The sequence below is a fragment of the Jutongia huaianensis genome (assembly GCF_014384985.1).
Classification (GTDB): domain Bacteria; phylum Bacillota; class Clostridia; order Lachnospirales; family Lachnospiraceae; genus Jutongia; species Jutongia huaianensis.
Genome location: NZ_JACRSX010000008.1, coordinates 25,939 through 52,592 on the forward strand (window position 1 = coordinate 25,939; position 26,654 = coordinate 52,592).

18 protein-coding genes are annotated in these 26,654 nt (G+C 44.6%); 14 read left to right on the forward strand and 4 right to left on the reverse strand.

The window, feature by feature from the left end; genetic code table 11:
- Positions 1 to 14 precede the first annotated feature (14 nt).
- Positions 15 to 2,495: a UvrD-helicase domain-containing protein gene (locus H8704_RS07700; protein ID WP_249297874.1), complete on the reverse strand. Its 2,481-nt coding sequence runs from the start codon at positions 2,493 to 2,495 to the stop codon at positions 15 to 17.
- A gap of 63 nt (positions 2,496 to 2,558) precedes the next feature.
- Positions 2,559 to 3,458 (reverse strand): prephenate dehydrogenase, encoded by a 900-nt coding sequence (locus H8704_RS07705; RefSeq protein WP_022465389.1) that lies wholly within the window; start codon positions 3,456 to 3,458, stop codon positions 2,559 to 2,561.
- 206 nt (positions 3,459 to 3,664) lie between these two features.
- Between H8704_RS07705 and H8704_RS07710 the strand changes: the two genes are divergently transcribed.
- From H8704_RS07710 to H8704_RS07760, 11 genes are all read left to right on the forward strand, one after another.
- Complete coding sequence (locus tag H8704_RS07710) at positions 3,665 to 6,412, forward strand: transglycosylase domain-containing protein (RefSeq protein WP_118678092.1); 2,748 nt, start codon at positions 3,665 to 3,667, stop codon at positions 6,410 to 6,412.
- 15 nt (positions 6,413 to 6,427) lie between these two features.
- Positions 6,428 to 6,928: a hypothetical protein gene (locus tag H8704_RS07715; protein WP_118678090.1), complete on the forward strand. Its 501-nt coding sequence runs from the start codon at positions 6,428 to 6,430 to the stop codon at positions 6,926 to 6,928.
- 131 nt (positions 6,929 to 7,059) lie between these two features.
- Positions 7,060 to 8,226 (forward strand): recombinase family protein, encoded by a 1,167-nt coding sequence (locus H8704_RS07720; protein ID WP_249297875.1) that lies wholly within the window; start codon positions 7,060 to 7,062, stop codon positions 8,224 to 8,226.
- Between the two features lie 98 nt (positions 8,227 to 8,324).
- Positions 8,325 to 11,654, forward strand: coding sequence for a putative Ig domain-containing protein (locus H8704_RS07725; RefSeq protein ID WP_249297876.1), 3,330 nt, complete (start codon positions 8,325 to 8,327; stop codon positions 11,652 to 11,654).
- Positions 11,655 to 11,711: 57 nt separating this feature from the next.
- Positions 11,712 to 14,366, forward strand: a complete 2,655-nt coding sequence (locus H8704_RS07730; protein WP_249297877.1) for a hypothetical protein — start codon at positions 11,712 to 11,714, stop codon at positions 14,364 to 14,366.
- A 259-nt stretch (positions 14,367 to 14,625) separates the two neighbouring features.
- Complete coding sequence (locus H8704_RS07735; RefSeq protein WP_249297878.1) at positions 14,626 to 15,060, forward strand: RrF2 family transcriptional regulator; 435 nt, start codon at positions 14,626 to 14,628, stop codon at positions 15,058 to 15,060.
- 242 nt (positions 15,061 to 15,302) lie between these two features.
- Positions 15,303 to 15,683 (forward strand): BlaI/MecI/CopY family transcriptional regulator, encoded by a 381-nt coding sequence (locus H8704_RS07740; RefSeq protein ID WP_022465395.1) that lies wholly within the window; start codon positions 15,303 to 15,305, stop codon positions 15,681 to 15,683.
- 182 nt (positions 15,684 to 15,865) lie between these two features.
- On the forward strand, positions 15,866 to 17,170 hold the full coding sequence (locus H8704_RS07745) for a tetratricopeptide repeat protein (protein ID WP_249297879.1): 1,305 nt from the start codon (positions 15,866 to 15,868) through the stop codon (positions 17,168 to 17,170).
- 23 nt (positions 17,171 to 17,193) lie between these two features.
- The gene (hflX, locus tag H8704_RS07750; RefSeq protein WP_118678078.1) at positions 17,194 to 18,468 is read left to right on the forward strand and encodes a GTPase HflX; all 1,275 of its coding nucleotides are present in this window, start codon (positions 17,194 to 17,196) and stop codon (positions 18,466 to 18,468) included.
- Positions 18,468 to 18,956, forward strand: a complete 489-nt coding sequence (locus tag H8704_RS07755; RefSeq protein ID WP_118678076.1) for a dihydrofolate reductase — start codon at positions 18,468 to 18,470, stop codon at positions 18,954 to 18,956. The genes hflX and H8704_RS07755 overlap by 1 nt, the downstream gene beginning before the upstream one ends.
- 114 nt (positions 18,957 to 19,070) lie before the next feature.
- Complete coding sequence (locus H8704_RS07760) at positions 19,071 to 19,622, forward strand: hypothetical protein (RefSeq protein ID WP_249297880.1); 552 nt, start codon at positions 19,071 to 19,073, stop codon at positions 19,620 to 19,622.
- A 116-nt stretch (positions 19,623 to 19,738) separates the two neighbouring features.
- Here the strand turns inward: H8704_RS07760 and H8704_RS07765 are convergent, their stop codons facing one another.
- Positions 19,739 to 22,180 (reverse strand): GH36-type glycosyl hydrolase domain-containing protein, encoded by a 2,442-nt coding sequence (locus tag H8704_RS07765; protein WP_249297881.1) that lies wholly within the window; start codon positions 22,178 to 22,180, stop codon positions 19,739 to 19,741.
- A 216-nt stretch (positions 22,181 to 22,396) separates the two neighbouring features.
- Between H8704_RS07765 and H8704_RS07770 the strand changes: the two genes are divergently transcribed.
- Positions 22,397 to 23,188, forward strand: coding sequence for a polysaccharide deacetylase family protein (locus tag H8704_RS07770; protein WP_249297882.1), 792 nt, complete (start codon positions 22,397 to 22,399; stop codon positions 23,186 to 23,188).
- A 61-nt stretch (positions 23,189 to 23,249) separates the two neighbouring features.
- On the opposite strand, the gene H8704_RS07775 is transcribed toward H8704_RS07770, so the two are convergent.
- Positions 23,250 to 23,600 (reverse strand): helix-turn-helix domain-containing protein, encoded by a 351-nt coding sequence (locus tag H8704_RS07775; RefSeq protein ID WP_022465402.1) that lies wholly within the window; start codon positions 23,598 to 23,600, stop codon positions 23,250 to 23,252.
- Between the two features lie 251 nt (positions 23,601 to 23,851).
- Between H8704_RS07775 and glmM the strand changes: the two genes are divergently transcribed.
- Positions 23,852 to 25,195 (forward strand): phosphoglucosamine mutase, encoded by a 1,344-nt coding sequence (gene glmM, locus H8704_RS07780; protein WP_022465403.1) that lies wholly within the window; start codon positions 23,852 to 23,854, stop codon positions 25,193 to 25,195.
- Between the two features lie 102 nt (positions 25,196 to 25,297).
- Positions 25,298 to 26,584: a trigger factor gene (gene tig / locus H8704_RS07785; RefSeq protein WP_022465404.1), complete on the forward strand. Its 1,287-nt coding sequence runs from the start codon at positions 25,298 to 25,300 to the stop codon at positions 26,582 to 26,584.
- Positions 26,585 to 26,654 lie beyond the last annotated feature (70 nt).

The window sequence follows — 26,654 nt, forward strand, 5'->3', positions numbered from 1 at the left end:
TTATCATCAGTATATCATACCTTTTTTAGCTTTGCAAATGAAGATAACATTTTTCGGGTGTTGCCATTGTCAAAGGCAACGGTTACTTCAAAATCAGAATCACTTGGATTGATCGTCTGTACAACACCCTCGCCAAAGCGCATGTGACGGACACGGTCTCCCTCGGAATAGTTGAGGGTGACAGATGTATCGGATACAGGTGCTTTTGATTTTGGTGCAGCATAAGAGCTGCCAAAGCCCTTGGAGATCATAGGATTGCCTGCGAGGAGGTCCAGCCCGCTTTTGCCGCGGGTGTGGCCGGACTGCTTGACACGCTGCTCGGCAGCAGGATTCCAGGTGCCGGTGCCGTAAGATCTGCCGGCAGAGCCATTACCGTAGGAGCTGCCGGAGAAACCGTTGCTGGTGTTAGAAAAGCTGCCTCGATTACTCTGGCCGGTCCCGAAGGAAATTCCACCCGGCTGGTGTTTTAAAAACTCAGCTGCACTGACACCACCGGAGGAGGCCGTGGAGGAGCCGGTGCCGGCATGGATCAGGTAACGGGGAATCTCGCTGATAAAGCGGGAAGGCCGGTTATACTGGTGTTCTCCGTTGCGGAACCGGCTTCTGGCACAGCTCAGGGAGAGCTTTTTCATGGCACGGGTAATGCCCACATAGCAAAGACGTCGTTCCTCCTCCATTTCCTCGGCAGCCTGCTCCGGATCTTCGCCGTAAACAGCCATGGCACCCGGAAAGATTCCGTCCTCCATACCCACCAGATAAACATAAGGAAACTCCAGTCCCTTGGCACTGTGGAGAGTCATCAGCAGAACGATATCGGTGCTGTCATCTACATTGTCAATATCTGCCACCAGGGCAACCTCTTCGAGAAAGCCTCCAAGCGTGGCGCCGTCTTCCTCATGTTCCTCCTCGTAAGATGCAGCCTTATTGATCAGCTCTTCGATATTTTCAAGACGTGCCTGGGATTCCTCTGTGTCATCCTCTGACAGCATTGCTTCATATCCGGTCTGTTCCACCACATCACGGACAAGCTGCTCAATGGAGTAGTCCGGATCCTCCAGACTGGTACGGAAGGATTCGATGAGTCCTACAAAGCTTCCGAGCTTTGTGGCGCTCCTGCCGATGTTTTCGATATATTCATAATCCCGTAAGGCATTATAAAAGCTTATGCCATGGATGATCGCATAATTGCTGACCCGGTCAATGGTGGTCAGGCCGATTCCGCGTTTTGGAACGTTAATGATTCGTTTGGCAGAGATATCATCCATGCCATTTTCAATGGTGCGCAGATAAGCAAGAATATCCTTGATCTCCTTGCGCTGGTAAAAGTTGACGGCACCAACGATGCGGTAGGGGATATTGTAATTGATCAGCTTCTCCTCGAAGACACGGGACTGGGCGTTGGTGCGGTACAGTACGGCAAAGTCCTTGTAAGAAGCCTCTCCGTTTTCTACGGCGCGGGCGATGGCAGAGGAAACTGCCTCCGCTTCCTCATATTCATTCTCAAATTGGGAATAGTAGATGGAATCTCCTTTGTCCTTGCGGGTCCAGAGAGCCTTTTCTTTACGTTTTGTATTATTGTGGATCACAGCGTTGGCTGCATCCAGGATATTCTGAGTGGAGCGGTAATTTTCTTCCAGACGGATCACACGGGTATCCGGATACTCCTGCTCAAAGTTCAGAATATTCATAATATTGGCACCACGGAATTTATAGATGGACTGGTCATCATCACCTACGACGCAGAGGTTGTGCTCCACACCACCGTTTTCGGAAGGAGTACTTGCCATCAGACTGATCAGCTTAAATTGTGCGGTATTGGTATCCTGATACTCATCCACCATAATGTAGCGGAAACGGTTCTGGTAATAAGACAGAATGTCCTGATTTTCCTGAAACATCTGGATCGTCTTGCAGATCAGATCATCGAAATCCAGAGCATTGGCATCCCGGAGACGTTTTTCATATTCCTGATAGGCGCGGGCATAGATTTCCCGCATTTTGTCGCCCTGTGCTCTCCGGGCATATTCTTCGGGACCGATCAATTCATCCTTCGCATTGGAAATTACATTCAGGAAAGCACGTTCCTTGTATTTTTTGGGGTCCAGATCAAGAAATTTGATGATTTCCCGCATCAGGGCGCGCTGGTCGTCGGCATCATATATCGTAAAGCTTCGTTTATAACCCAGTACCTCAATATAACGGCGCAGGATCCGGACACAGGTAGAATGGAAGGTACTGACCCAGATATTTTCGGAGCCGTAGCCCACGATCTGGTCCACACGTTCTCTCATTTCGCCGGCAGCCTTGTTGGTGAAGGTCAGTGCCAGAATGTGATAAGGATTTACATCATAATAATCGATCAGATAGGCAATGCGGTGTGTGAGAACTCTTGTTTTACCGGAGCCGGCACCGGCAAGGATCAGAAGCGGTCCCTTAAAGTGCTTTACGGCTTCTTCCTGCTGGGGATTTAATCCCTCTAATATATTTTCCAACATAAATAAAAGGTCCTTTCTATGTATACAGTTTAAAATGTCGGTAGGAGATTGACAATATTATTTCTACTTTTCAGTGGAAAGTTCGGATGGAAACAGCTTGTCACGATACTCCTTTGCCGTGGCAAAGAAATGATTGATCTCTGTCTCATTTCCCTCTTCAACAGCATGCTCCATGGTGTCAAGAAGCCCTCTGTACTCATGTAGAAAATCAAGGATCGCGTCCTTATTTGCCAGACAGATGCTTGTCCACATTTCAGGAGAAGAAGAGGAAATCCTTGTGATATCCCGGAAACCGCCTGCGGCAAGAAGCTGGTACATCCCCTTGTCGTCCCGTGCCCGGACAGCATTTACCAGAGCAGCAGAGATAATATGCGGTGCATGGCTGATACCGGCAGTTGCCTCATCATGCTCCGTTACATCGATCGTTACACAGCGGGATCGGGTTACGTTTTGGACGAATTCCTGCATCCACCGGATACTTTCCTCCGGGACCTGATCAGTCGGCGTTAATATGTAATAACAATCCTTCAGAAGAGACGCGAAGGAATATTCATAGCCGATATGCTCTGTGCCGGCCATAGGATGCCCCCCGATAAAGCAGTGGTCTAATCCCTCCCGATGAACGGCATCGTAAATTTCTCCCTTGACGCTGCCAACATCTGTCAGAATACAGTCCTTTTGCAGATATGGCTTGAGTTTTTTCAGATATGCCACGTTGGTGCGGACCGGAGTGCACAGGAAGATGACATCCCAGTCGCGGACTGCTGTAATATCTGTGGTGATATCTGTGAGGACTCCGTCGGACAAAGCCATTTCCAGCCGGGGATGTTTTTTCGTTTCATAGTAGTTATATGCTGAGATGCGTGCCTTGGGAAGCTCCTGACGGATACAGCGTGCCACAGAGCCGCCGATCAGTCCCAGACCGATGAAACCAAAGTGTTTTTTTGAGTCTAATAGATCCATAAGTTTTCAGTACCTTTCTGTTCTGTTGTATAACGTGTGTCTGGTAAAATATATGGTGAACACCTGTACGGTGTAAACATCCGTAAATTATATTCTAATCGACAGAATTTAGGGTGTCAACTTGATAATTTCAATCGATGGGGTTATAATGAAAAAACGTTTGATTAAAGAAATATAATGATTCGCTTCAAAATGGAGGAGCACGAATGAAGAAGGGTATAAATCGGGTTAAAATGGGGATAAAAGCACTGGTCGGTGTGATCGGTGGATATCTGGGGGTTATCTCTACGATTCTGGGAACAATGCTGGGAATTATGGCGTCCATCTTGGTGGTATGTCTGATTGCGGGAATCTGCGTCTATGTAAAGGTAATACCTATGTTTACGGAGGCAAGAGAGGTGGTCTTTGACAATCTGGTCAATATGACAGAGGAAGACTTTGTTATGAATGAGGACACCCAGGTATTTGATGACAAAGGAAACAAGATTGGTTCTGTCAATGCGGGCAGATTTAAGTATACAAAGATTTCAAAAATTTCTCCGTATATTTATAACGGATATATTGCCGTGGAGGATAAACGTTTCAAAACCCATGGGGGCGTGGATCTTCTGGCAACCATGCGTGCCAGCGTGGCACTCTTAAAAAACAGAGGAGCGATTACGCAGGGGGGAAGTACCATCACGCAGCAGGTGATCAAAAATAACCTTTTGTCCCAGGAGCAGACATTTACCAGAAAGGTGGCGGAGATTCTGCTGGCACCTTCGGTGGAGCAGAAGTTTGGCAAGGACAAGATTATGGAGTTTTACTGCAACAGCAATTATTATGGTAACCGGTGCTACGGAGTTGCTTCTGCCAGTAAATATTATTTTGGAAAGAAACCGGCAGATCTGGAGCCGGCGGAGGCGGCACTTCTGATCGGATTGTCCAATTCACCGGCGGCATATAATCCGGTCGCCCATCCCAAAGAGGCAAAACAAAAGAGAAATGATGTTCTGCTGAAAATGTATGAGGGAGGAGCGATCACTCAGAAGGAATACAAAAAAGCGGTTAAAACAAAGCTAGAGGTTCTGCAGCTTATGGAGAAAACATCTAATGAAAGTTATTTGCTCAGCTATGCGGTACATTGTGCGGCATTATCTCTGCTGGAAAAGGAAAATTTTGAATTTAAATATACATTTAAAAATAAAAAAGAATACGAAAACTATCAGGCAGAATATGCTTCTGTGTATAGTGCAAAGTGTGATGATATCCGTTCCGGCGGTTATAAGCTTTATACTTCCTTAAATCAGAAAAAACAGAAAAAGCTTCAGGCGGCGGTTGACAGCGGTCTGGCATACAATACAGAGAAAAATGCAGACAGCGGCAAGTATGCCCTGCAGGGAGCGGCGGTCTGTGTAGATAACAATACGAACTATGTTGTGGCTGTTGTGGGAGGGCGCGGCACAAAGGACGCCTACAACAGGGCATATCTGTCTGCACGTCAGTCGGGAAGTTCCATTAAACCACTGATTGATTATGCTCCGGGATTTGAGTCAGGACAGTTTTCTCCTTCCACAGTCGTAAATGACCATGCGATCAAAAACGGACCGAAAAACTCCGGGGGAGGCTATCGTGGAAATGTTCATATCCGAGAAGCGGTAGCTCGTTCGATTAATACCATTGCATGGCAGGTGCTGGAGGCAATTACTCCGGAGTATGGTCTGTCTTTTCTGGATAAGATGCACTTTCATAACCTCAGTTATGTAGATAATGGCAATATGGCGCTTTCCCTGGGAGGATTTACAGAGGGTGTCCGTGTTGTGGATATGGCAAAGGGATATGCCACTCTGGCAAATAACGGAGAGTACAGTGACCGTACCTGCATCAAAAAGATCAGTCATGTATCCGACGGTGTGATCTATAAAGATGCAGAGGAAAAAACACAGGTTTATTCCAAGGGAGCGGCATGGATAATGACGGATGTTTTGAAAGGCGTTTTTAATGAGAGCTATGGCACTGCCAGGGCTTTAAAGCTGAATGGTGGTCAGATTACTGCCGGGAAGACCGGTACGACAAACTCCAGCAAGGATGTGTGGTTCTGTGGCTATTCTGCCTATTATACCACGGTGGTATGGTGTGGCTATGATACACCGAGAGCCATGCCGGGAACATATGGGGCAACACTTTCCGGTGCCATCTGGAAGAATTATATGAATCAGATCCATCAGGATCTGCCTCCGAAGGATTTTGAAAAGCCGGATACGGTATGTCTGGCAAAATATGACAGTAAAGGAAATATTATCGAAGGAACTGAGGTGACGGGGGACCGGAAACGCAGTTATGGAATGGACTATTTCGCAACGGATATTCTGGAGGATACCACGGAGTATGTGGATAATGAGACAGATCAGTCAAGGCAGAATAAGGCGAGGAGTAAGCTGGAAAAATTTGAAAAGATGACCATTACCAGCATCGCCGATTATTATACTTTTACAGAGACATACAACACGTTAAAAAATATGATCGCTGTGATAAAGGATGACGATGTACGGAAGGAATACAGCACAAGGTGTAAGGATAAATACGACAGCCTCAAGGATGAATCTGTAAAGTGGAAGGATGTTGTGAAGGCATACGAGGAGCAGCGTTCTGAGGAAAATACCCGTCTTGCGGAGGAGGCAGCCGCAAAGGCGAAGGAAGAAAGAGAGACGCAGACCCGGAAGACAAGAATCGCCCTGGCACAAACCAGAATAAAAAAACTGGCGGGATACGATTCTCAGCCGTCGAATGTGAAAGATTTGTTGGAAAAGGCGGAACAGGCGGTGGAAGCATGTAAATCATATTCGGAATATAATACACTTCATAGTGATTACATCCGGAGTCGTCAGAAGCTTCTGGCTCTGCCAAAGGAAGGGGATCCGACGTCCGGACAGTCGGATACTGATTCCGGGACAGATAACAGTGATACAGAGTAAGATGGGGGAAAAAGCATGGACAAGAGAGTACAGGATTCCGTGATCGCCAAGCAGGAAAAGGCGGCGAGACAACAGGAGCTTTTGGAAAAAAAGAGACAGGCCCGTGCGGAGTATAATATTTCAGGAGGCCGTTCCGGGGAGCAGAGAGAAAAAAAGCATCAGGAACAGGTTCTGAAAAAACAGCAGAAGCAGTTAGAGATCCGTCAGGAAAAACAGGAAAAAAAGAAAAAACGATTTTCCAAATCATTTCAGAAGGCCGTTGCATTTGATGATGCAGAGGGAGTTTCTGTCAGCGAATGGTTTTTAAGTGTCTGCTGGATCAAGATTCCGGTGATTGGATTTATTTATGTTTTGGTTCTCGCATTAAGCAAGAAGACACACCCGGCTAAAAAGAATTTTGCAAGAGGATATCTGATCTATCGCTGTCTTGTACTGATATTGTCGGTGACGGTATTATATGTTTTATATCAGATAGGATTAAACTTTATCGATCAGATGTTATCCTTTGTAAAGTAATATTTACTCCTGCTGCCGGCATAAGATACAAGGAAAATCTGCGAGATGGCTGCCGGTTTGAAACGAATTCTGCATAGCAGTGATACACTTCCGGTTCCGGGCTTGCAGGTGGAGAGAGGGGACAGTGGGTTATGGAGAAAGAACGGCCTGCAGTGAGATCGGGTAAGGTTGTGGCAGTATACTGCCGGGTTTCAAAAAGGGAGGAAGGGGAAAGCAGAAGCATTGAGAATCAGCGTTGTCTTGCAAGGGACAAGATTGCGCAGGATGAGGTGTTGTCACAATACCGGATCTGTTATTTTTCGGATGATGGTTATACAGGAACAAATATGAACCGGCCGGCAGTAAAAAAGCTGCTTGCCGGTATTTTTTCAGGAAAAATACAAGCTCTTGTTGTGAAGGATTTTTCCAGGTTATCCAGAGATCATCTGGTGTTAGCGGAGCTTTTGGAAAACATATTTCTTCGTTATCCCGTGAGGGTTATTTCTATTGCGGATCATTTTGACAGTGATCACGACCGGCCGGGGTTGGAAAATGGCATTAAAAATCTTTTTTATGAGTATTACTGCAGGGATATTTCCAATAAAACAAAAAAGGCACTGCAGGTGAAGCGGCAGAATGGAAAAGGGCGGACCGGGAAATGTCCGTTTGGTTATGAGAGGGATCCACAGGGGCAGCTTATGATCAATCCGGTGGAGGCGGAGATTGTCCGAAAGATTTTTGATCTGTGTCTGGAGGAAAAGAATTGTCCGGAGATTGCAGAACAGATGGCAAAAGAAAATAATATGCGGAGATGGAGTGCGGCGGTTGTATGGAGGATGCTGCATGATCCGGTATATATGGGCCAGGATCTATGGCACAAAAGTGAAAGCATTTACCGAAATGGATTTGCCCGGGTGGAGCTCCCGAAAGAAAAATGGAATGTGCGGGATAAAAGCCATCCGGCGATTATTGACAGGGAAGTGTATGAAAAGATTAAAACCAGATATCCGGAAACAGGTGGAGAAAACAAAAAACGAAGAAAACGTCATATGTTTCATGGCATAACGAAGTGCGGCGTGTGCGGCATGGCATTATGCCGTCATAGAAACAGGGCAGGTTTGCTGATCTGTAACAAACATCCGGAACAGGTTCAGATTTCGATCTCATGCCTGTGGGAAATTCTTCGGGAGTTTTTTGACCTCAACAATGAAAATAGTTCCCGGATCTTTATGAAAATTTTTGTTCAAAAAATTTTTGTTGATGGTAGAAATATAAGGATTCAGGCGAAAGTCATTATTGAAAATGACCTTATATTATGATATAATTTAAAACAATTGTAGTTCCTGTGGAGAATGGCATATTCATGCCGTGTTTTTCGTATTCATGAATTACAAAATAAAATCAAAGGAGAGAAAAAATGAAGCATAAGAACATTGCAAAGCGTGTGCTGGCATGTGGTCTTGCAGTGGCTATGGTTGTGACCAGTGGAAATTATTCCTCTGTAAATGTATCTGCCGCGAAAAAGACAAAAAAGGCTGCAAAAAAGACAAAAGCAAAATTGTCCAAGAAAAAGGCCAGCATTACAGCAGGCGGGACATTAACCTTAAAGGTGAAGAAAGCCGGCAAAAAGGTTAAATGGTCCATCAAAAACAAAAAAGTCGCAAAGATCAAATCTACCAGCGGCAAGAAAAAGGATCGTGCAACAATTCAGGGCCTGAAGAAGGGCTCTACTGTTGTAGTGGCAAAGGTAGGAAAGGTAAAACTGAAATGTAAGCTTAAAGTTAAGGCAAATGCGATCAAGTCTGTATCTGTTGACAAGCTTGATTATTCTGCGTTGACAGTGAAGTTTGCCAAAAAGACATCATTAAATGCAAGTGCAGTAAAGGTTGCAATAAAGGCATATAAGTCTGGTTCTTACAATTTGAATCCAAAGGTTGAGGCTCTGTCTACCAAGGATCAGAAGACATATCGTCTTTATCTGACTTCTGCAGCAGGACTGAATGACTATGTTCGTGTTACCATTGGAAAGAATTCCAAAGAGATACAGAACAAGCAGGCATTTGGCGTGGAGAAGGATACCATTACATATCTTCTTGAGAAGGATGTTGTAGTAAAAGGCAAGCTGGACTATTGCTTCTACCAGCCGGTTGGTTTTATTTCATATTCCCTGAAGAAGGGAAGCAAGCTTCCAAAGGGACTTTCTCTGGTTGGTAAGAGAGGTCTTCTTAAGGGTATTCCAACAGAGGCAGGTACTACAGAGACCACTTTGATCGGTCAGGATGAAGCAGGAAGAAAGGCAACTTTAAAGGTAGTCTTTAAGGTATATGATGAGTCAACCATCGCCGTTTCTGATTCTACAGACAATAAGATCAAGCTGGATGATTATATGACAGCATTGAATGCAAGCCGTCTGGCAACTGCTACTCCGGCACCGACACCAACTGCTACGCCTGAGTATACAATGGATCCGGATTACCCTGGCGTAAATACTCCGGCCCCGGCAACAAAGACACCGGATGCCACAGTAAATCCAGAGGTGACACCGGATGCCAATACCGTTTATACAAGCTACAAGATTGAGCCAAAGGGTGGTTCCGGAAGCTATAAGTATGATCTTGTTCAGACCGGTACGGATGCAGGCGTAAAGCTTTCTACTGATGTAACGGATTCAAACAATCAGGTTACAAAGAAGGCTGCCGGAAGTACAGAGCTTTATATTCCTTATGGACTGGCAGCAGGAGATCACACCTATTCCATTACCATTACAGATGCAGCGGATGCAACACGTACTACGACAGCTACTGTTGTAGTGAAGGTGATTGATAACTTCAATGTAAGCGGTACTGTGAAGGATATGGCAGACAATCCGGTATCCGGAAATGAGAGTCTGTATTTCTATCCGGCAGATGCAAAGAATGGCAGTGAGTATGTATATGGACGTGATTTCAAGATGTATGCGTTCAAGTCAGCAAACGATGAGTATCGTTCTCTGATGGCAGGCAATCATCCGGATGGTTACATTGCTGATGAAAACTATAGTGTAGATTGTGCAAACGGAGACCGTTATGAGGTATATGAACGTGGAGAGACAACAAAGGTAGGTCCATTCCCTGTACCGACTATTCTCAAGGAGGCTCCAACGGCAACACCAGCTGTTGATCCTGCAGCTGCTACAGCAGCACCGTCGACGACACCATTTGTAATACAGCCGATCGAGGCAGGTACCTATGCTGCAGAGGTTCCGGCAGGTACTTACACAGTGAAGCTGATGGGAAATAACGGTGTAAAATACGAGATGAATGATAAGGTGACTGTTGCCGGTGATGCGGTGGCTGCGCTGAATCTGACAATGCCTGTTCGTTTTGCAAACATTAAGGGTATTGCGAAGTTTGCAAATGATAAGGCTGTAATGAACGATGAAATTTATTTTGAAACAGAAAATAAGCAGTATGAAGGCTGGAAGCTCTGTGCAGACACAGATTACCAGGGAAGCTTCTCTGCATCACTCCCGGCAGGAACCTACAAAATGTACTGGGTTGATGAGAAGGGGCAGAGACAGTATTTTGCAAATTCCATTAAAGTAGAAGATGGTACAAATGCTGAGATTGGTGAGCAGAAGCTGGCAGTATCCAGATATGAGGTATCAGGAATCTTTAAGATCCATCAGAAAGATTATTATACAGATGCAGAAGTTGACGAACTGGCACCGTATGAATCCCTGTATTTCTATGATGCAAAGGGAAATGTTGTATCAACACGTACTAAATACGATTCTCATTATGACAGAGCTCAGGGCAAATTCGTAGATGGCGCAAAACATGGTTCTTTCGATAAAGTTCTTCTGGATAACGGAACATATACGGTTCGTTATTATGATGGCAGCAATTACGGAAGAGGCCTGTCAACGATCGGTACGATTACTGTAAACGGTGCCGATGTGCAGCAGGATTTCGTTTACAACAAATTGGACGCAGGTATTACCGCTGAGTATGCAAATGCAGCAGTTCTGACACTGGAGCAGGATACAGTATATGCTTCTACAGGTAATAATGATCTTCTGGTACGTTTTACGATTCCGGAGACACCGGACAAGGCATATACTTCTTACGATATCACGGCAAGATTTAATGATAGTACTTCAAGATTCAAGAAAATTACTATTTATAAAGAGTCCGGAGATGCGCAGAAGACATACGAGAAAGAGAATACACTCTATTCTGTTGAGAATACATTAAGTCTGGCAGCAGGTACTTATATTATGAATGTAACTCCTGCAACACCTTCAAGTCAGAGAATTGGTAATGTAAACGTGAAGGTATCAAAGCATCTGCAGGGTTATGAGAAGAGTTCTACAGCTGTTACACTGGATGGCACACCGGTATCGGTAGTTTGTGCAAAGAATGTACAGGATACAGATCTGAGATATTGTGCTTATGTAAAGGTTCCGGTTGTAGAAGGTCAGACATATGAGATCAACTATGCAGCAAAGACGATCGGTGTGAAGAATCTGTCTGTAACACCGGTTTCATACAGCCTGATTTCAAATTACAAGCATTATACCAATAGCTTTGTATACAACGACGGCGATGATGATTATTATGATGGCGATGTTAATATAGATTCGTCTTATGCAGATGGTTCCGGAAAGATTACATTCCGTGCAGATGGCTCTGGTGATGTATATCTGGAATTCAGGACAGACTCTACTCTGTACACAACAATTGATGTAAGTGCAGTTGCAAAGTAGTTTTGTGGAAAAGCAAAGAGACAGAATTGTTTCAACAATAATAAAGGAGATGAACCGATGAAATTAAATAATTTCGAAAAGCGCGCATTCGCCTTTGGTTTAGCTCTGAGCATGGTGGTGTCCGGCAGCGGTGTTGATTCCAGCATCGTTACGGCTGCCAAAAAGCCAAAGCTTAGTAAAAGCAAACTGACCATTACTGCAGGGAAGACAGCAACTCTGACAGTAAAGAATGCCAAGAAAAAAGTGAAATGGTCGATCAGAAAGAAAAAGATTGCCAAGATTACCAATAAAAGTGGAAAGAAAAATGAAAAAGTAGAGATCAAGGGTCTCAAAAAGGGTAAGACCGTTGTAACTGCCAAGGTTGGCAAAAAGAAAGTAAAATGCAAGATTACGGTAAAGAAACAGAAACCGAATTTCAAATCTGTTTCTGTAGACCCATTTGATGAGTCCTGTCTTGTACTGAAATTAAAGAAGAAGGATTCTTCCCTGAAGGTGACAGATCTTACGGTTACAAGAAGAGTAGAGTCATCCGGTGCATATAACAGTGCAGTTAATGTGGAGAAACTTCTTAAGGTAAATGCAAAGCAGTATCGTGTATATCTGCGTGAGAAGCTTGCAAATGGTACTTATGTGCAGATTACATCCGGTGTGAGCAAAGCATCTACACAGAATAAAGAAGATTTTAAAGCAAAGGATGAAGAAGTTAACGTTCTTCTGAAAAAGGGCGGTACACTAAATGAAGATCTGTCTGATTATTTTACCGGTAACATTGGAGCAATTAAGTTCAGTGTGACAAAAGGAAAGCTTCCGGCGGGTCTGACATTGGATAAGAAGCTGTACACGATCAAGGGTATTCCGGCCGAGAGTATTTCTTCCCAGATTACGGTCCAGGGTGTGGATGAGCTTGGAAGAAAGGCATCCCTGAAGGTAAACTTTGGTGTATATGATGATACAGTACTTGCTGTAGGAAACGGAAGTAAGGAAATTCAGTGGGGTCAGAAGAAGAAGGAGGAGGCAGCAGCTTTGGTTGCAGCCAATGCCACAAAGCTTGATGTGGATAAACGCAGTGATGTCCTGGATAGCTATGTAGATACTTATTCCATTGAGCCAATGGGTGGATCAGGCAATTACACATTTACGCTTGATACACCGGATAATGCAGATGTCAGACTGAGCACAGACAAGGTATCTGATGATGCAGCGAAGACTGTTACAAAGGAGAGCAGCAGTTCTACAAAGCTTTGCATTCCATATTCTATTTCTGCAGGTACACATACTTATAAAGTAACAGCAGCAGATGTAATGGATGCAAACCGCACCTGTACGGCTACTATTACAGTTAAGATCGTACCGATCTATGATGTGACAGGTATTGTAAAGAGTAACAATGGACTTGCGATCAGCGGAACGAGCGTTCGCTTTATTTCTACTTCCGGTAAGACAAAGGGCGATACCTATCGCTGCTACAGCAGGTCTAGGGGAAATGGAACCAGTACCGGTGCTTACAGCGAAGTAGGTGTCTATGATATGGAAGTACCTGCCGGAACATATATAGTAAAGGTAGACGGTGGTGTTGCCTATGAGATGACACAAAAGGTAAAGATCGGCAAAGCAGACAAAATCGTAACTGTTACTGTACCAGAGCGTTTCTACGCAGTAAGTGGTAATGCGACATATTCTAATAGTGCCAATAAGCTTGTAAACCGTACAATTTATTTTGAGAGCCAGAAGCAGCAGTATGAGTCATATGGTGGCGAGTTCTCTACTACAACGAATTCTCAGGGAAGCTTCAATATCGCACTTCCTGCAAACACATATGTTGCATATATTGTGGATGAGAAGGGCAATCGAAAGTATTTTGGAAGCAAGATCACAGTAACCAATAAGGATATTACAGTTGGTACGATCAAGGCAACCATTACCCGTTATTCGGTAGAGGGTGTCGTATTTAATGGAACTTCTGTGGATCAGCAGACACAGTTTGCGGATAAGATCACAGACACAACACTGTATTTCTATAATGACAAGGGTCTTTGTGTTGCACAGCCGACGGTTGACTTAGAAGGATATTACAAGGTATTCCTTCCGGGTGATGCCACATATGTTGTAAAGGCTAAATTTGCAAAAGCAATGCGTACCTTAGGTACAGTGACTGTTGCAAAGGAGAACCAGAAGGATGTTAATCTGACATATACTGTTGCAACGGATACTGCAGGCGCAACCGCTTATGCAGCATCTCCTGAGCTGGCACTGGAATCTGTTCTGAATTCTGCTGGTGGAAATGATGTGATCTGGAGTTTCACACCAACCGTATCAGCAAAATATAACTTCAAGATTTCCAATGCAGTCAATAAGGGATGCGACGTAGCACTCTTTGACGCAAATATGCAGTACATTACCGGTACTTCTGTAAAAGAAAATGATGATAGTGAGAATCATGCAACACTTTATGCATATCTGAACAATATAACCTTAGATGCTAATAAGACATATTATGTGAAGGTTCTTCCTGCCGGTGTACGTGGCGATTATCCATATATTCCACAGGCACAGGGAGAGGTTAAGCTTTCTATCTCAATGCAGGCACCGGTTACACCGGCACCGACACTGACACCGGAGCCAACAGCAACACCGTCTGCAACACCATCTGCAGCACCGTCTGCAACACCGTCTGTATCACCAACAACAACGCCGGATGCACCGGAGAAATAATATCCGGATCGGTATGCAGATCGAAAAGAAATAACGGGAGAAGGAATACTTTCTCCATCCCGGGGGAACCGTACGATTGTACGGTTCTCCTTTTTTGTACAAAAATCATATATGCCATTATTTGAAAAGATCAGAATCTCCACTAATCCGCTATTTCATAGATAAATACTATGGAAAATTTGCAGAATATGCGTTATAATAAAAGGGTTGTAAATAAAGAGAGTGTGTAACAAGACACAGAAAGGCGTGGTTGTTTTATATGAAAATATCATCAAAGGGAAGATATGCACTTCGATTGATGCTTGATATCGCACAGCATAATAATGGCAGTCCGGTGCGCATCAAAGACATTTCTTCAAGACAGGAGATTTCAGATAAATATTTGGAGCAGATTATTTCTATCTTGAATAAGGCAGGTTTTGTTCGGAGTATCCGGGGTCCTCAGGGGGGATATCTGCTTACGCACAAGCCGGAGGAATACACGGTGGGAATGATCCTGAGGCTGACCGAGGGAAGTTTGGCTCCGGTAGCTTGCCTGGAGGGGGATGAAAATACATGTGACCGCAGTGAAGACTGTGTGACCTTAAGAGTCTGGGAGCAGTTAAAGGATGCGATTGATGGAGTGGTAGATCATATCACCCTGGCAGAACTATTGGAATGGAGCAGAGCCGGTGGAGATAACTATTGTATATGATCATTTTCCGGTAGAAAATGTATTTACAGTTATATAAAATGGCTTATGTTTTATTATGAATTTTGTCGTAAATTCATTCATAATTTGGTCAAAGAAAGTTCAAAAAAAACTTTAGGAAAAGGCTTGATTTGATGATATGGATTTGATACCATTATAAATGTAAAGCATATAATAGAAATTGCAAAATATGCCATGCATGATGGTGAGAGGACTAAACAGACATACTAGGAGGATATTTAGTTATGAGAGCAAAGCCATTAACTGAGAGTGAAAAAATCACGATGAAATGCGTATGGGATATAGGGGATGGAGCAAGATTATCACGTATTATGACATTAGCCAATGACAAGTACGGTAAGGAATGGAAACCTCAGACTGTTTCGACATTTCTTGGAAAGTTAGTTCGTAAGGGATTTGTTGAACAGTACAGAGATGGAAGATATTTTTATTATCGCATTCTGATTGATAAGCACACATATCGTACCCAGATGATTCGCGATGACGTTGAGTTTTGGGATGATGACAGTTTAGAGATGTATTGTTCTGAGTTACTGGATAAGAAGACATTTACCGCAAAAGAACGTAAGCAGTTAAAGAGTATCATCGCAGATGCGAAAGACTGATCTTGGTTCATCAGTGTAATACAAATGAAAAAGAGAGAATGCAGGGAAAAACGCTGGTTTTTCCCTTTTTTAGTGTATGGGAGAATGCTCTTTTTTACTTTTAAGTACTTTTATGCTATAATAACTTTAAAATCCAACAGGAATGTATTAGTTTGCGGGTGAGAAAGGAATGGAAAATTATTATGAGAAAGCAGGCATGGCTGGCAGCCGCTATATTTGGCTGCAGTGTGTTAATGGCAGGCTGCGGTACTGCCGATAAATCATACCAAAAAGGGATTCAGGCAATGCAGGCGGGAAAATATGAGGATGCCGGGAAATATCTGCAGAAGGCGACCAAAGAAAATGGAGACAGAGCAGAGTATTATATTGCCTATGGAATGTATCTGAATGAACAGGGCGAATACGACGAGGCACTTAAACAATTCAAGAATGCATATCAGGATACAAAAAATACCATTGCCAATGTCAATAACAAACAGGTGTATTTAGGACAGGCAATCGCCTATTCTCATCTGCAGGAGTACGAAAAGGCATTGGATGCCTGTGATAAAGCGTTGGAATTGAAGAATACCGAATCATTGAATCACAGGATCTGGTGCAGCAAGGGCGTGGTTCTGGAGGCACTTGGCAGACAGGACGAGGCCGTGAAGGCATATCAGAAAGCCGTGGATGAAAATAAAGAAAACTGGCAGGCATATTATCGGCTTGGCGCAATTTATCAGGAGCTTGGAGATAATGATGCGGCAGGCCAGGCGCAGGAGTTTTTAAATGCGGCGTATCAAAAGGGGAATCAGGAGGCAACCTATTATCTGGGGATGCTTTCGGTATCTCAGGGGGACAAGGACAAAGGGAAAAAATATCTGACCAAATTTGTCTCGAAGGGAAGTGGAGAATATCTGCAGACTGCATATAATACCCTTGCTGCCATGGCGATCCAGGAGGAAGATTACAGTGCCGCAGAGGAGTATCTTTCGAAGGCAAGGGCGTCAGCAAAAGGAGCCGCAGCGCAGGAATTAAGCAGGAATCAGATGATCCTGATGGAAAAACAGGGAATGTTTGGAGAGGCATTAACCATTGCGCAGGATTATTTGAAGCAGTATCCGGAAGACAAGGCGATGAAGAGAGAATATCGTTTTCTGAAGACGCGGGATGCCATTGCCAAAGGAAATGAAGCGGTACAGAGCACAGTGGATATAGATGATACAGATACCTCTGGGGGCGCAGACAGCCCGAATGGAGATCATACCGTAAAAGATGTTTCCGGTGTGGCAGCCACGAAAGCTCCGGTGACTTCGAATAAAACGGCTGAGCCGGCGGCATCTGCGGCCACTGGGGTGGATCGGACTTCAAAAGTGTCACAGGGACCTCAGACGGCTACCCCGGCAGGATCTCCGGCGGCTGCACAGCAGAAGGTAACAACAGCACCAACTGCAACGCCGCAAAAAACCACGTCTTCTTATACGGATACAGAGGAAAGTGTAAACTGATCACAGGCAGAAAGGAAACCATTATGGCAGAAAAGTTGTTTGACACGGAAGAGCGGCAGGAAAGGATCATACTGGTAGGCGTAGAGACAGCGGAGGGAGATGATACAAAGCAGTCTCTGGAAGAGCTGGAGGAGCTTGGTCAGACAGCAGGGGCTGTTACTGTGGGGATGGTGATCCAGAAACGGGAACGTATGCATCCGGGAACCTATATTGGTAAAGGAAAGATTGAAGAGGTGGCAGCACTGGTAAGCCAGTGCAATGCAGATACTGTGGTCTGCGATGATGAGCTGAGTCCTGCGCAGCTTCGGAATCTGTCGGATGCCTTGGATGTGAAGGTGATTGACAGAACCGTGATGATTCTCGATATCTTCGCAAAGCATGCAACCACCAACGAGGGCAAATTACAGGTAGAACTGGCGCAGCTTCGATATCGCTCCTCCCATTTGATCGGAGAGCGGACAGAATTATCCAGACTCGGCGGCGGTATTGGTACCAGAGGACCGGGAGAGCAGAAGCTGGAACAGGACAGACGTCTGATCCGTAACCGTATTTCCCAGTTGAAGAAGGAATTGGAGCAGGTGACGAGAACAAGGACTTTGACACGCAAAAAACGTCAGGAAAATCCGATTCCTGTAATTGCTATTGTGGGATATACCAATGCCGGTAAGTCCACTTTGCTGAATTATCTCACCGGAGCAGGTGTTCTATCGCAGGATAAGCTGTTTGCCACGCTGGATCCTACCACCAGAAAATTGACCACACAGGAGGGAGAAGAATTCCTTTTTACGGATACGGTAGGCTTTATCCGAAAGCTTCCTCATCATTTGATACAGGCATTCCGCAGTACGCTGGAGGAGGCCAAATATGCGGATATGATCCTGCATGTGGTGGATTGTGCCAATCCGGATATGGATGCACAGATGTTTACAGTATATGAGACGCTGCGTCGTCTGAAGGTTGGTGACAAAAAGGTGATCACGGCATTTAATAAGATTGATCTGCGGGATGATGCCGGGGTACTCAAGGATCTGAATGCGGATGAAACCGTACGGATTTCTGCCAAAACCGGAGAGGGCCTGGAAGAGCTTCTTCACACAGTATCCAAGGTGGCGAGAGAAGGAAAGCTCGTGGTGGAAAAGACGTTTTCTTATGCAGAGGGATCTGTGGTAAGCCAGATCCGAAGCATTGGAAAGATTCTCGAAGAGGATTACCGGAATGAAGGAATCTATATTAAGGCAGAGATTCCGAGAGAGTATGAATACTTGTTTGTTGAAAAGAAGAAACAGGAGGAATGGTAATGCAGTTGATCGCGGCGGTAGACAGCAATTGGGCCATTGGAAATAAGGGAGAGCTTCTGGTAAGCATCCCTCAGGACAAAAAACAGTTTCAGGAGCTGACCATGGGAGGAGTGATCCTGGGAGGGAGAAAAACGATGGAAGGTCTTCCCGGCGGCACAACCCTCAAGGGACGTAAGAATGTAATTTTGACTAATCGGAGTGACTATCGTTATTCTGACGGAGTGATCGTACACAGTGTCGAGGAGGCTTTAGAGGAGCTTCGCCGGTTTCCGGAGGAACAGATTTATATTATCGGAGGAGAACAGATATACCGTCAGTTTCTTCCTTACTGTGATAAGGCGTACATTACGAAGATTGATTATGCTTATGAGGCGGATACACATTTCCCGAATCTGGATGAGGACCCGGAGTGGGAGATGACACATATTTCTGACGAACAGACCTATTATGATCTGGAGTATCATTTTACAATTTATCAAAGAAAATAAAATGCCGATATACATATCGGGAAGGCAATGGATGGCATTCACCAGAAATGATTCCGGAGACATATCACGGAGTCAGAACCAGAAAAAGATATTCAGATTGATGGAGGAAATGGAATGAATGCATCTGTAAGGAAAGAAGAAAACATGAATGCCAATCAGGTGATTAAAGAACAGCTTGCCCGGTTTTCAGATCCGGAGCCGGGAATGTCAGAGCAGGAGCGGGAAAGGTATCATCAGAATATTCTTGCTAAGATTGAAAGTGGAAAAAAGCTAAGTTCACAGGAATTGGCATATCTGCGGGTAAATGATCCGATGGCATATCAGAAAGCACGGCGTATGGAGCAAAAGAGACAGTGGCTGGAGCAGCAGATGAAGAAATGCAAGTCCAAGCAGGAGGTCCGGGAAGTGGTAGAGAATGCCATTACCCATGTTTCAGAGAAGGATCCGGACCGGGATGCGATTATTGCAACTTATCAGGAGGCTTATCAGGAATTTCGTAAAACGGCACGTTATCGTCGTCTTCCGGACACCAGAAAGGAAGCGGAGGAGGAAGAAAAGCAGGGGAAAAGAAAATCGCAGGCTTTTGAGGGAGATCCTGCGGAGCTTGCAAGAACCCCGTTATCGGAGATATATGATGCACTTCCGGTGTTTGATACGGTAGGTTGATATTATCGTTTTGTTGAAAAATTATTTTAAAATAAAAGGGCTGCTGGTTCTTTGATAGAACCAGCAGCCCTTTCGGTATTTGTATCAATATTATAGCGTTTTCCAGTAGCTATGATTTAGCCCATAACGACCGTTACATTGTATTCTGTTTTGCCCTTCTCGTAAGGAACAACAGTTGTTCCTGTAAGCTCTTTGCCGTCTACGATCAGCTTTGCAACGCCCTTCTCTACCTTATTGTCGTTCTCAACGGTAATGTTGTAAACGCCCTCACGGTATTTTCTGGTCATTGTGAACTTAGTACCCATCTCAGCAGGGATACAAGGATCAATGCTCAGACCCTTCAAGGTAGGAACAACACCGAGGATGTACTGGGATACATTGACGAATGTCCATGCAGCAGTACCTGTCAGCCAGCTGTTCTTTGCCTGACCAAAGAAATGGGCATCCTTACCGGCGATCATCTGGGAATATACATAAGGTTCTGTGCAATGGATCTCGCTGATGTCCTCAATGTAAGCAGGGCATGTCTTGCGATAGATCTCAAAAGCACGGTTACCACGACCGATTACAGTCTCTGCGCAGGAAACCCAAGGGTTATTGTGGCAGAAGATACCGGCATTCTCTTTATATCCAGGTGGATAAGAAGAAATCTCGCCAAGTTCAACATGATATTTGGTATATGGAGGCTGCAGAAGTACGATACCATACTTGGAATCCAGCTTCTCTTTTACGGAATCGAGGGCTTTTTTTGCTTCACCGGACTCAACACCGACACCGGCCAGTACACAGAAGCCCTGTGGCTCAATGTAGATCTGACCCTCTTCGCATTCCTTAGAACCAACCTTATGTCCATATGCATCGTAAGCACGTACGAACCAGTCGCCGTCCCAGCCGTCCTTGAGGATCGCATCATTCATAGCGGAAACCTCGCTGCGGGCACGGTCAGCCTCGTCCTGCTTGCCGATGAATTCGCAGAGATCTGCGTACTCTTTGCCGTATTTTACAAACATTCCTGCGATGAATACAGACTCTGCCACAGGTCCCTCACTAGGACCAAATGTCTGGAAGGACTCACCCGGCTGCTCAGAGAAGCAGTTTAAGTTCAGACAGTCGTTCCAGTCAGCACGTCCGATCAAAGGAAGCTTATGAGGTCCTTTGTGATTTACAATGTAATCGAAGGATCTCTTTAAATGCTCCAGAAGTGGAACAGCAGTGGACTCGTCATTATCAAACGGAACCATCTCATCAAGGATCGTGGTATCACCTGTCTCGCGGATATAAGCGGATACGCAGGCAACCAGCCACATTGGATCATCATTGAAGCCGGAACCGATATCAGCGTTTCCTTTCTTAGTGAGTGGCTGATACTGATGATATGCACTACCATCCGGGAACTGGGTAGAAGCGATATCAATGATTCTTTCACGGGCACGCTCCGGGATCAGATGTACGAATCCGAGAAGATCCTGACAGGAATCACGGAATCCCATACCACGGCCGATTCCTGACTCGTAATAAGAAGCGGAACGGGACATATTGAAGGTAACCATACACTGGTACTGATTCCAGATATTAACCATACGGTCAAGCTTTTCTTCATCAGACTTCACGGTAAACTTGGAAAGGAGATCCTCCCAGTTTGCTTTTAATGCAGCAAGAGCGGCATCTACCTGCTCGTCTGTCTGGTATTTGGCAAGAAGCTCATCAGCAGGCTTCTTATTGATCACGTTCGGTGCGGTAAACTTCTCATCCTTTGGATTCTCACAGTAACCCAGAACGAAGATGAAGCTCTTAGTCTCACCCGGCTCAAGCTCTACATTGATCTGATGAGATCCGATCGGATACCATCCACTGGTGATGGAATCGTGGGACTTGCCCTCCTCAACGACCTGAGGGTCTGTCACGCCACGATAAGCACCGAGAAACTCGTCACGGCTTGTATCAAAACCATCAACAGGAGTGTTTACAGAATAAACAGCGAAATGGTTACGGCGCTCACGGTATTCGGTCTTGTGATAGATTGCAGAACCGATCACTTCGACTTCACCGGTATTGAGGTTACGCTGATAGTTTGTCATATCGTCCATGGCATTCCAAAGACAGAATTCAATATATGAGAACAGAGTAAAGCTCTTTTTCTCAGAAGTTTTGTTTGTAAATTTGATCTGGTTGACCTCACAGTTGTCATTCAGAGGAACAAATGCAAGGAGGGAAGCTTCAAGACCATTCTTGACAGAGGTAAAACGGCTGTATCCCATACCATGACGGCACTCATAGGAATCGAGCTCTGTCTTTACAGGCATCCAGCCGGGATTCCATACGGTATCGCCTTCCTTGATGTAATAATAACGTCCGCCCTCGTCATTTGGAATATTGTTATAACGATAACGGGTCAGACGGAGAAGCTTTGCATCCTTATAAAAGCTGTATCCTCCGCAGGTATTGGAAATCAGCGAGAAAAAAGCTGTGCTTCCCAGATAATTGATCCATGGAAGTGGCGTCTTCGGTGTGGTGATGACGTACTCCCTATTTGGATCATCAAAAAAACCAAATTTCATATAGTCCTCCATTCCGCCGTATTACGGCATATAGTAATAATGTTGGTCATAAAACAGACCTAAGTAGTTAAAGTATATCGTAATCCGGTGGGGAAATCAAGAAAATACTTAAAGATTTTCGCAAATGTTCGCAAAAGATTTCAGGCAGTCCATGTATAGAATTCGAAATACACGAATAGGGTAAAAGGAAAGGTTCGATCAGGATGGAAAAAGGATATGGGAAAGAGAAAAAAAGAAGTGATCTTTCTGGGGGTTGTAGTGATAACTCTGCTGGCAATGCTGGGAATTCAGCAGAGACAGATGAAACAGTATACGGAGGTACTTGGCAGAAATGTGGAAAATACATCCAATACAGCAGCAGCTGCATCCGGAAGTGCCGCCGGAGCAAAACGGCAGCCTGTGGTTTATCTGACTTTTGATGATGGACCAAGCAGTCTGACAGAAAAATATCTTGACATCCTGAAAAAACATAAGATTCATGCGACATTTTTTCTGATCGGCCAGCAGGTGGAAGAAATGCCGGAAATTGTGGAGCGGGAGCTGAAGGAGGGGCATGAGATCGGAGTACATACATATACTCATGAATCCTGTGAGATTTACGCTTCCTGTCAGGCATATTATGAGGATGTAAATAAGGTGCGGGAAGTGCTGGAAAAGAGATTTGATTATAAACCGCAGCTCTGGCGTTTTCCATGGGGCAGTGCAAACTGTTATATCCATTCCTATAAGGAGGAGATCATACAGAGACTGGGGGAGCAGAATATGGAATATGCAGACTGGAATGTCAGTGCAGAGGATTCGGTTGGAAGTCCTACGGTAGACAGCATTCTAAGAAATGTAAAGAAGGACGCTTTCCGGGTAAAGGATCCGGTTGTGCTGATGCACGATTCCGGAAGTAATCAGGCGACATTAGACAGTCTGGAAGCGGTCATCACACTTTTTGAAGAACAGGGATATCGTTTTGAAACAATGTCACAGCGGGAAAACTGCTGTCACTTTGGACAATGACAGCAGCGAAAGAAGAAAAATATTCATAATATGTAAAATCAATAAGGAGATATATTATCTGTTAGGGGAGAAAGTCCCGCAGAAGGTAATACAGATAACTGACCTGACGGGGATTTAATTCGTCGCAGAGTGGCAGCAGAATCGCCAGAAGCTGGGTGGGAGAGATTTCCAGAGGCGGAGAGTCTGATGTGGGAAGAAACAGGTCGTTGGGAGTGACATTAAGATAGTTGCAGATTTCGATAAATTCCGTAAAAGATGGAAGATATTTCTGGAGCTCAATACCGTTGATATAGCTTCTGCTGTGACCGAGATCATAGCTCATGGTGCAGGCACTGATTTCCTTTGATTCCCGCAGCTTGGACAGCCGCAGGGCGAAATCTTGTGCTTGCAGTGGAACAGGATTCTTTTTCATTTGTTTACCTCCTAAAATTAAAAAATGCAATACTATTGTATTTACATTATAATTATTTTACCAATTATTCACATAACATATGCCGTGTGTGACACGGCAATTGCGTTTTTGGGCAAATACGCATTATTTGCGTATTTTAGAGTGTATTTTGTATAATGGAAAAGGATTGATTTCAAAAAATGGATATGATATGATTAAAATAATGCGATAATGCGCGATAATGTATATATTGGAAAGGAATGAAATCAGATATGAAGTATTTTGGTACAGATGGTTTCCGGGGAGAGGCCAATGTTGATCTCAATGTGGTACATGCATATAAAGTCGGACGTTTTCTTGGATGGTATTACGGGCAGGAGCACAAAGCCCGCATCGTGATCGGAAAGGATACACGCCGTTCCAGTTATATGTTTGAAGATGCTCTTTCTTCCGGCCTGACAGCCAGCGGAGCAGATGTTTATCTGCTGCACGTTACGCCAACGCCCAGTGTGTCCTATGTAGTGCGTACAGAGCAGTTTGACTGTGGTATTATGATCTCTGCAAGCCATAATCCGTATTATGACAATGGCTTGAAAGTTATCAACGGCAATGGGCATAAGCTGGAGGCTGAAGTAGAGGAAAAGATCGAAACTTATATTGACAGCCCGGAGGATACGATTCCGTTTGCAACCCGTGAAAAAATCGGACGTACCGTTGATTATGCCATCGGCAGACACCGCTATATTGGATATCTGATGTCTCTTGCAACCCGTTCCTTCAAAAATGTCCGGGTTGGCCTGGACTGTGCAAACGGATCTTCCTATTCTGTTGCCAAGGGGGTTTTTGATGCTTTGGGAGCAAAGACATATGCGATCGGTATGGAGCCGGACGGAACCAATATCAATGATAACTGTGGTTCTACGCATATTGAGAATCTTCAGAAATTTGTCATTGACAATGATCTTGATATCGGTTTTGCTTATGATGGTGATGCTGACCGTTGTCTGGCGGTGGACGACAAGGGGCAGGTTATTGACGGAGACTGTATCCTGTATCTGTGTGGATGCTATCTGAAGGATAAGGGAGAGTTAAATAATAATACCGTTGTGACAACGATCATGTCCAATCTCGGATTATATAAAGCCTTTGATAAAGTAGGAATTTCCTATGAGAAGACTTCAGTAGGAGATAAATATGTCAATGCCAATATGATGCAGTATGGCCATTCTCTCGGAGGAGAACAGTCCGGTCACATTATTTTCAGCAAATATGCAGTGACAGGAGACGGTGTTCTGACTTCCCTGATGCTGATGGAGGTCATGCTGGAAAAGAAACAGAAGCTTTCTGAGCTTCGTAAGGGGCTGACGATATATCCACAGCTTTTGAAGAATGTCCGGGTTGGAGATAAGCCGGCTGCCAAGAACGATCCGGATGTGGTGGCAGCCACGGAGGAGGTAGCAAAGGCACTTGGACAGAACGGTCGTATTCTGATCCGTGAAAGCGGAACCGAGCCGGTGATCCGTGTGATGGTTGAAGCAGAAACAGAAGCTCTCTGCGAGAAATATGTCGATCAGGTTGTCAGAGTATTGTACAAAAAGGGACATGTAATCCCATAAATTTGTGAAAAAGACTTGCTATTGTGGAATTATTCATGCTATAGTATATCAATGGTTAATTGCGGCATGCAGGCCGTGAAATATTAAGGAGGAAATTATAAAATGAGTGTACAGGTAGAAACATTAGAGAAGAGTATGGCAAAGCTTACAATTGAGGTGAGTGCAGAGGAGTTCGAGACTGCCTTAGATAAAGCATACAAGAAAAATAAAAATAAGATTTCCCTTCCGGGTTTTCGTAAGGGAAAAGCACCTCGTGCGATGATCGAGAAAATGTATGGTACAGGCGTATTTTACGAGGATGCTGCCAATGACCTGATCCCGGGTGCATATGAGTCTGCTGCAAAGGAGAGTGAGCTTGAGATCGTAGCACAGCCTTCTATTGACGTAACACAGATCGAGAAGGGAAAGCCTTTCATTTTTACAGCAACAGTTGCTGTAAAGCCGGAGGTAACACTTGGTGATTATAAGGGGATTGAAGTAGAGAAGAAAACCGCTGAGGTAACAGATGAGGAGCTTCAGGCAGAGATCGATAAGGTTCGCGAGAGCAATTCCAGAATGATCACTGTTGAGGACAGAGCAGTTCAGGATGGTGACATTACAACCATCGACTTCGAGGGATTTGTAGACGGTGAGCCGTTTGAAGGCGGAAAGGGTGAAAATTATCCTCTGACCATCGGTTCTCATTCTTTCATTGATAACTTTGAGGAGCAGCTCATTGGAAAGAACATTGGTGAGGAGACAGAGGTTAATGTAACATTCCCGGAGCAGTATCAGGCAGAGGAGCTGCAGGGCAAGCCGGCTGTATTCAAGGTAACCATCAAGGAGATCAAAGTAAAAGAGCTTCCTGAGCTTGATGATGATTTTGCACAGGATGTATCCGAGTTTGATACCGTTGATGAGTATAAAGAGGATCTGAAGAAGAAGCTTCTTGAAAATAAGGAAGCAGCTCTGAAGAGAGAGAAGGAAGAGGATGTTGTTGGTAAGATCATTGAGAATGCCACAATGGAGATTCCTGATCCTATGGTAGATACACAGGTTCGTCAGATGGTACAGGAGTTTAGTCAGCGTATCCAGTCTCAGGGGCTGTCTCTGCAGCAGTATATGCAGTTTACAGGTATGACACCGGAGAGTCTGACAAACGAGCTGCAGCCACAGGCATTAAAGCGTATCCAGAGCCGTCTTGTTCTTGAGGCAGTCGTTGCTGCAGAGAATATTGAGACATCTGATGAGGATCTGGAGAAAGAGCTTGAGAAGATGGCTGAGATGTATCAGATGGAAGCAGACAAGTTAAAAGAGCTGGTTGGCGAAGAAGAGAAAAAGCAGATTGCACTTGATCTGGCTGTACAGAAGGCAGTTGAACTTGTTGTTGACGCTGCAGTTGAGAAATAAATCATGTATTTCGGCGTCAGCCGCTGTCCTGTCGATCTGACAGGCAGGGCTGGCGTTTTTTAGGGCATAG

Coding starts and splice junctions, on each gene's coding strand:
- tig (WP_022465404.1), top strand. CDS start 25,298: ATGAGTGTACAGGTAGAAACATTAGAGAAGAGTATGGCAAAGCTTACA.
- H8704_RS07710 (WP_118678092.1), top strand. CDS start 3,665: ATGAAGAAGGGTATAAATCGGGTTAAAATGGGGATAAAAGCACTGGTC.
- H8704_RS07715 (WP_118678090.1), top strand. CDS start 6,428: ATGGACAAGAGAGTACAGGATTCCGTGATCGCCAAGCAGGAAAAGGCG.
- H8704_RS07740 (WP_022465395.1), top strand. CDS start 15,303: ATGAGAGCAAAGCCATTAACTGAGAGTGAAAAAATCACGATGAAATGC.
- hflX (WP_118678078.1), top strand. CDS start 17,194: ATGGCAGAAAAGTTGTTTGACACGGAAGAGCGGCAGGAAAGGATCATA.
- H8704_RS07720 (WP_249297875.1), top strand. CDS start 7,060: ATGGAGAAAGAACGGCCTGCAGTGAGATCGGGTAAGGTTGTGGCAGTA.
- H8704_RS07770 (WP_249297882.1), top strand. CDS start 22,397: ATGGGAAAGAGAAAAAAAGAAGTGATCTTTCTGGGGGTTGTAGTGATA.
- glmM (WP_022465403.1), top strand. CDS start 23,852: ATGAAGTATTTTGGTACAGATGGTTTCCGGGGAGAGGCCAATGTTGAT.
- H8704_RS07725 (WP_249297876.1), top strand. CDS start 8,325: ATGAAGCATAAGAACATTGCAAAGCGTGTGCTGGCATGTGGTCTTGCA.
- H8704_RS07755 (WP_118678076.1), top strand. CDS start 18,468: ATGCAGTTGATCGCGGCGGTAGACAGCAATTGGGCCATTGGAAATAAG.
- H8704_RS07700 (WP_249297874.1), bottom strand. CDS start 2,495: ATGTTGGAAAATATATTAGAGGGATTAAATCCCCAGCAGGAAGAAGCC.
- H8704_RS07760 (WP_249297880.1), top strand. CDS start 19,071: ATGAATGCATCTGTAAGGAAAGAAGAAAACATGAATGCCAATCAGGTG.
- H8704_RS07745 (WP_249297879.1), top strand. CDS start 15,866: ATGAGAAAGCAGGCATGGCTGGCAGCCGCTATATTTGGCTGCAGTGTG.
- H8704_RS07775 (WP_022465402.1), bottom strand. CDS start 23,600: ATGAAAAAGAATCCTGTTCCACTGCAAGCACAAGATTTCGCCCTGCGG.
- H8704_RS07730 (WP_249297877.1), top strand. CDS start 11,712: ATGAAATTAAATAATTTCGAAAAGCGCGCATTCGCCTTTGGTTTAGCT.
- H8704_RS07735 (WP_249297878.1), top strand. CDS start 14,626: ATGAAAATATCATCAAAGGGAAGATATGCACTTCGATTGATGCTTGAT.
- H8704_RS07765 (WP_249297881.1), bottom strand. CDS start 22,180: ATGAAATTTGGTTTTTTTGATGATCCAAATAGGGAGTACGTCATCACC.
- H8704_RS07705 (WP_022465389.1), bottom strand. CDS start 3,458: ATGGATCTATTAGACTCAAAAAAACACTTTGGTTTCATCGGTCTGGGA.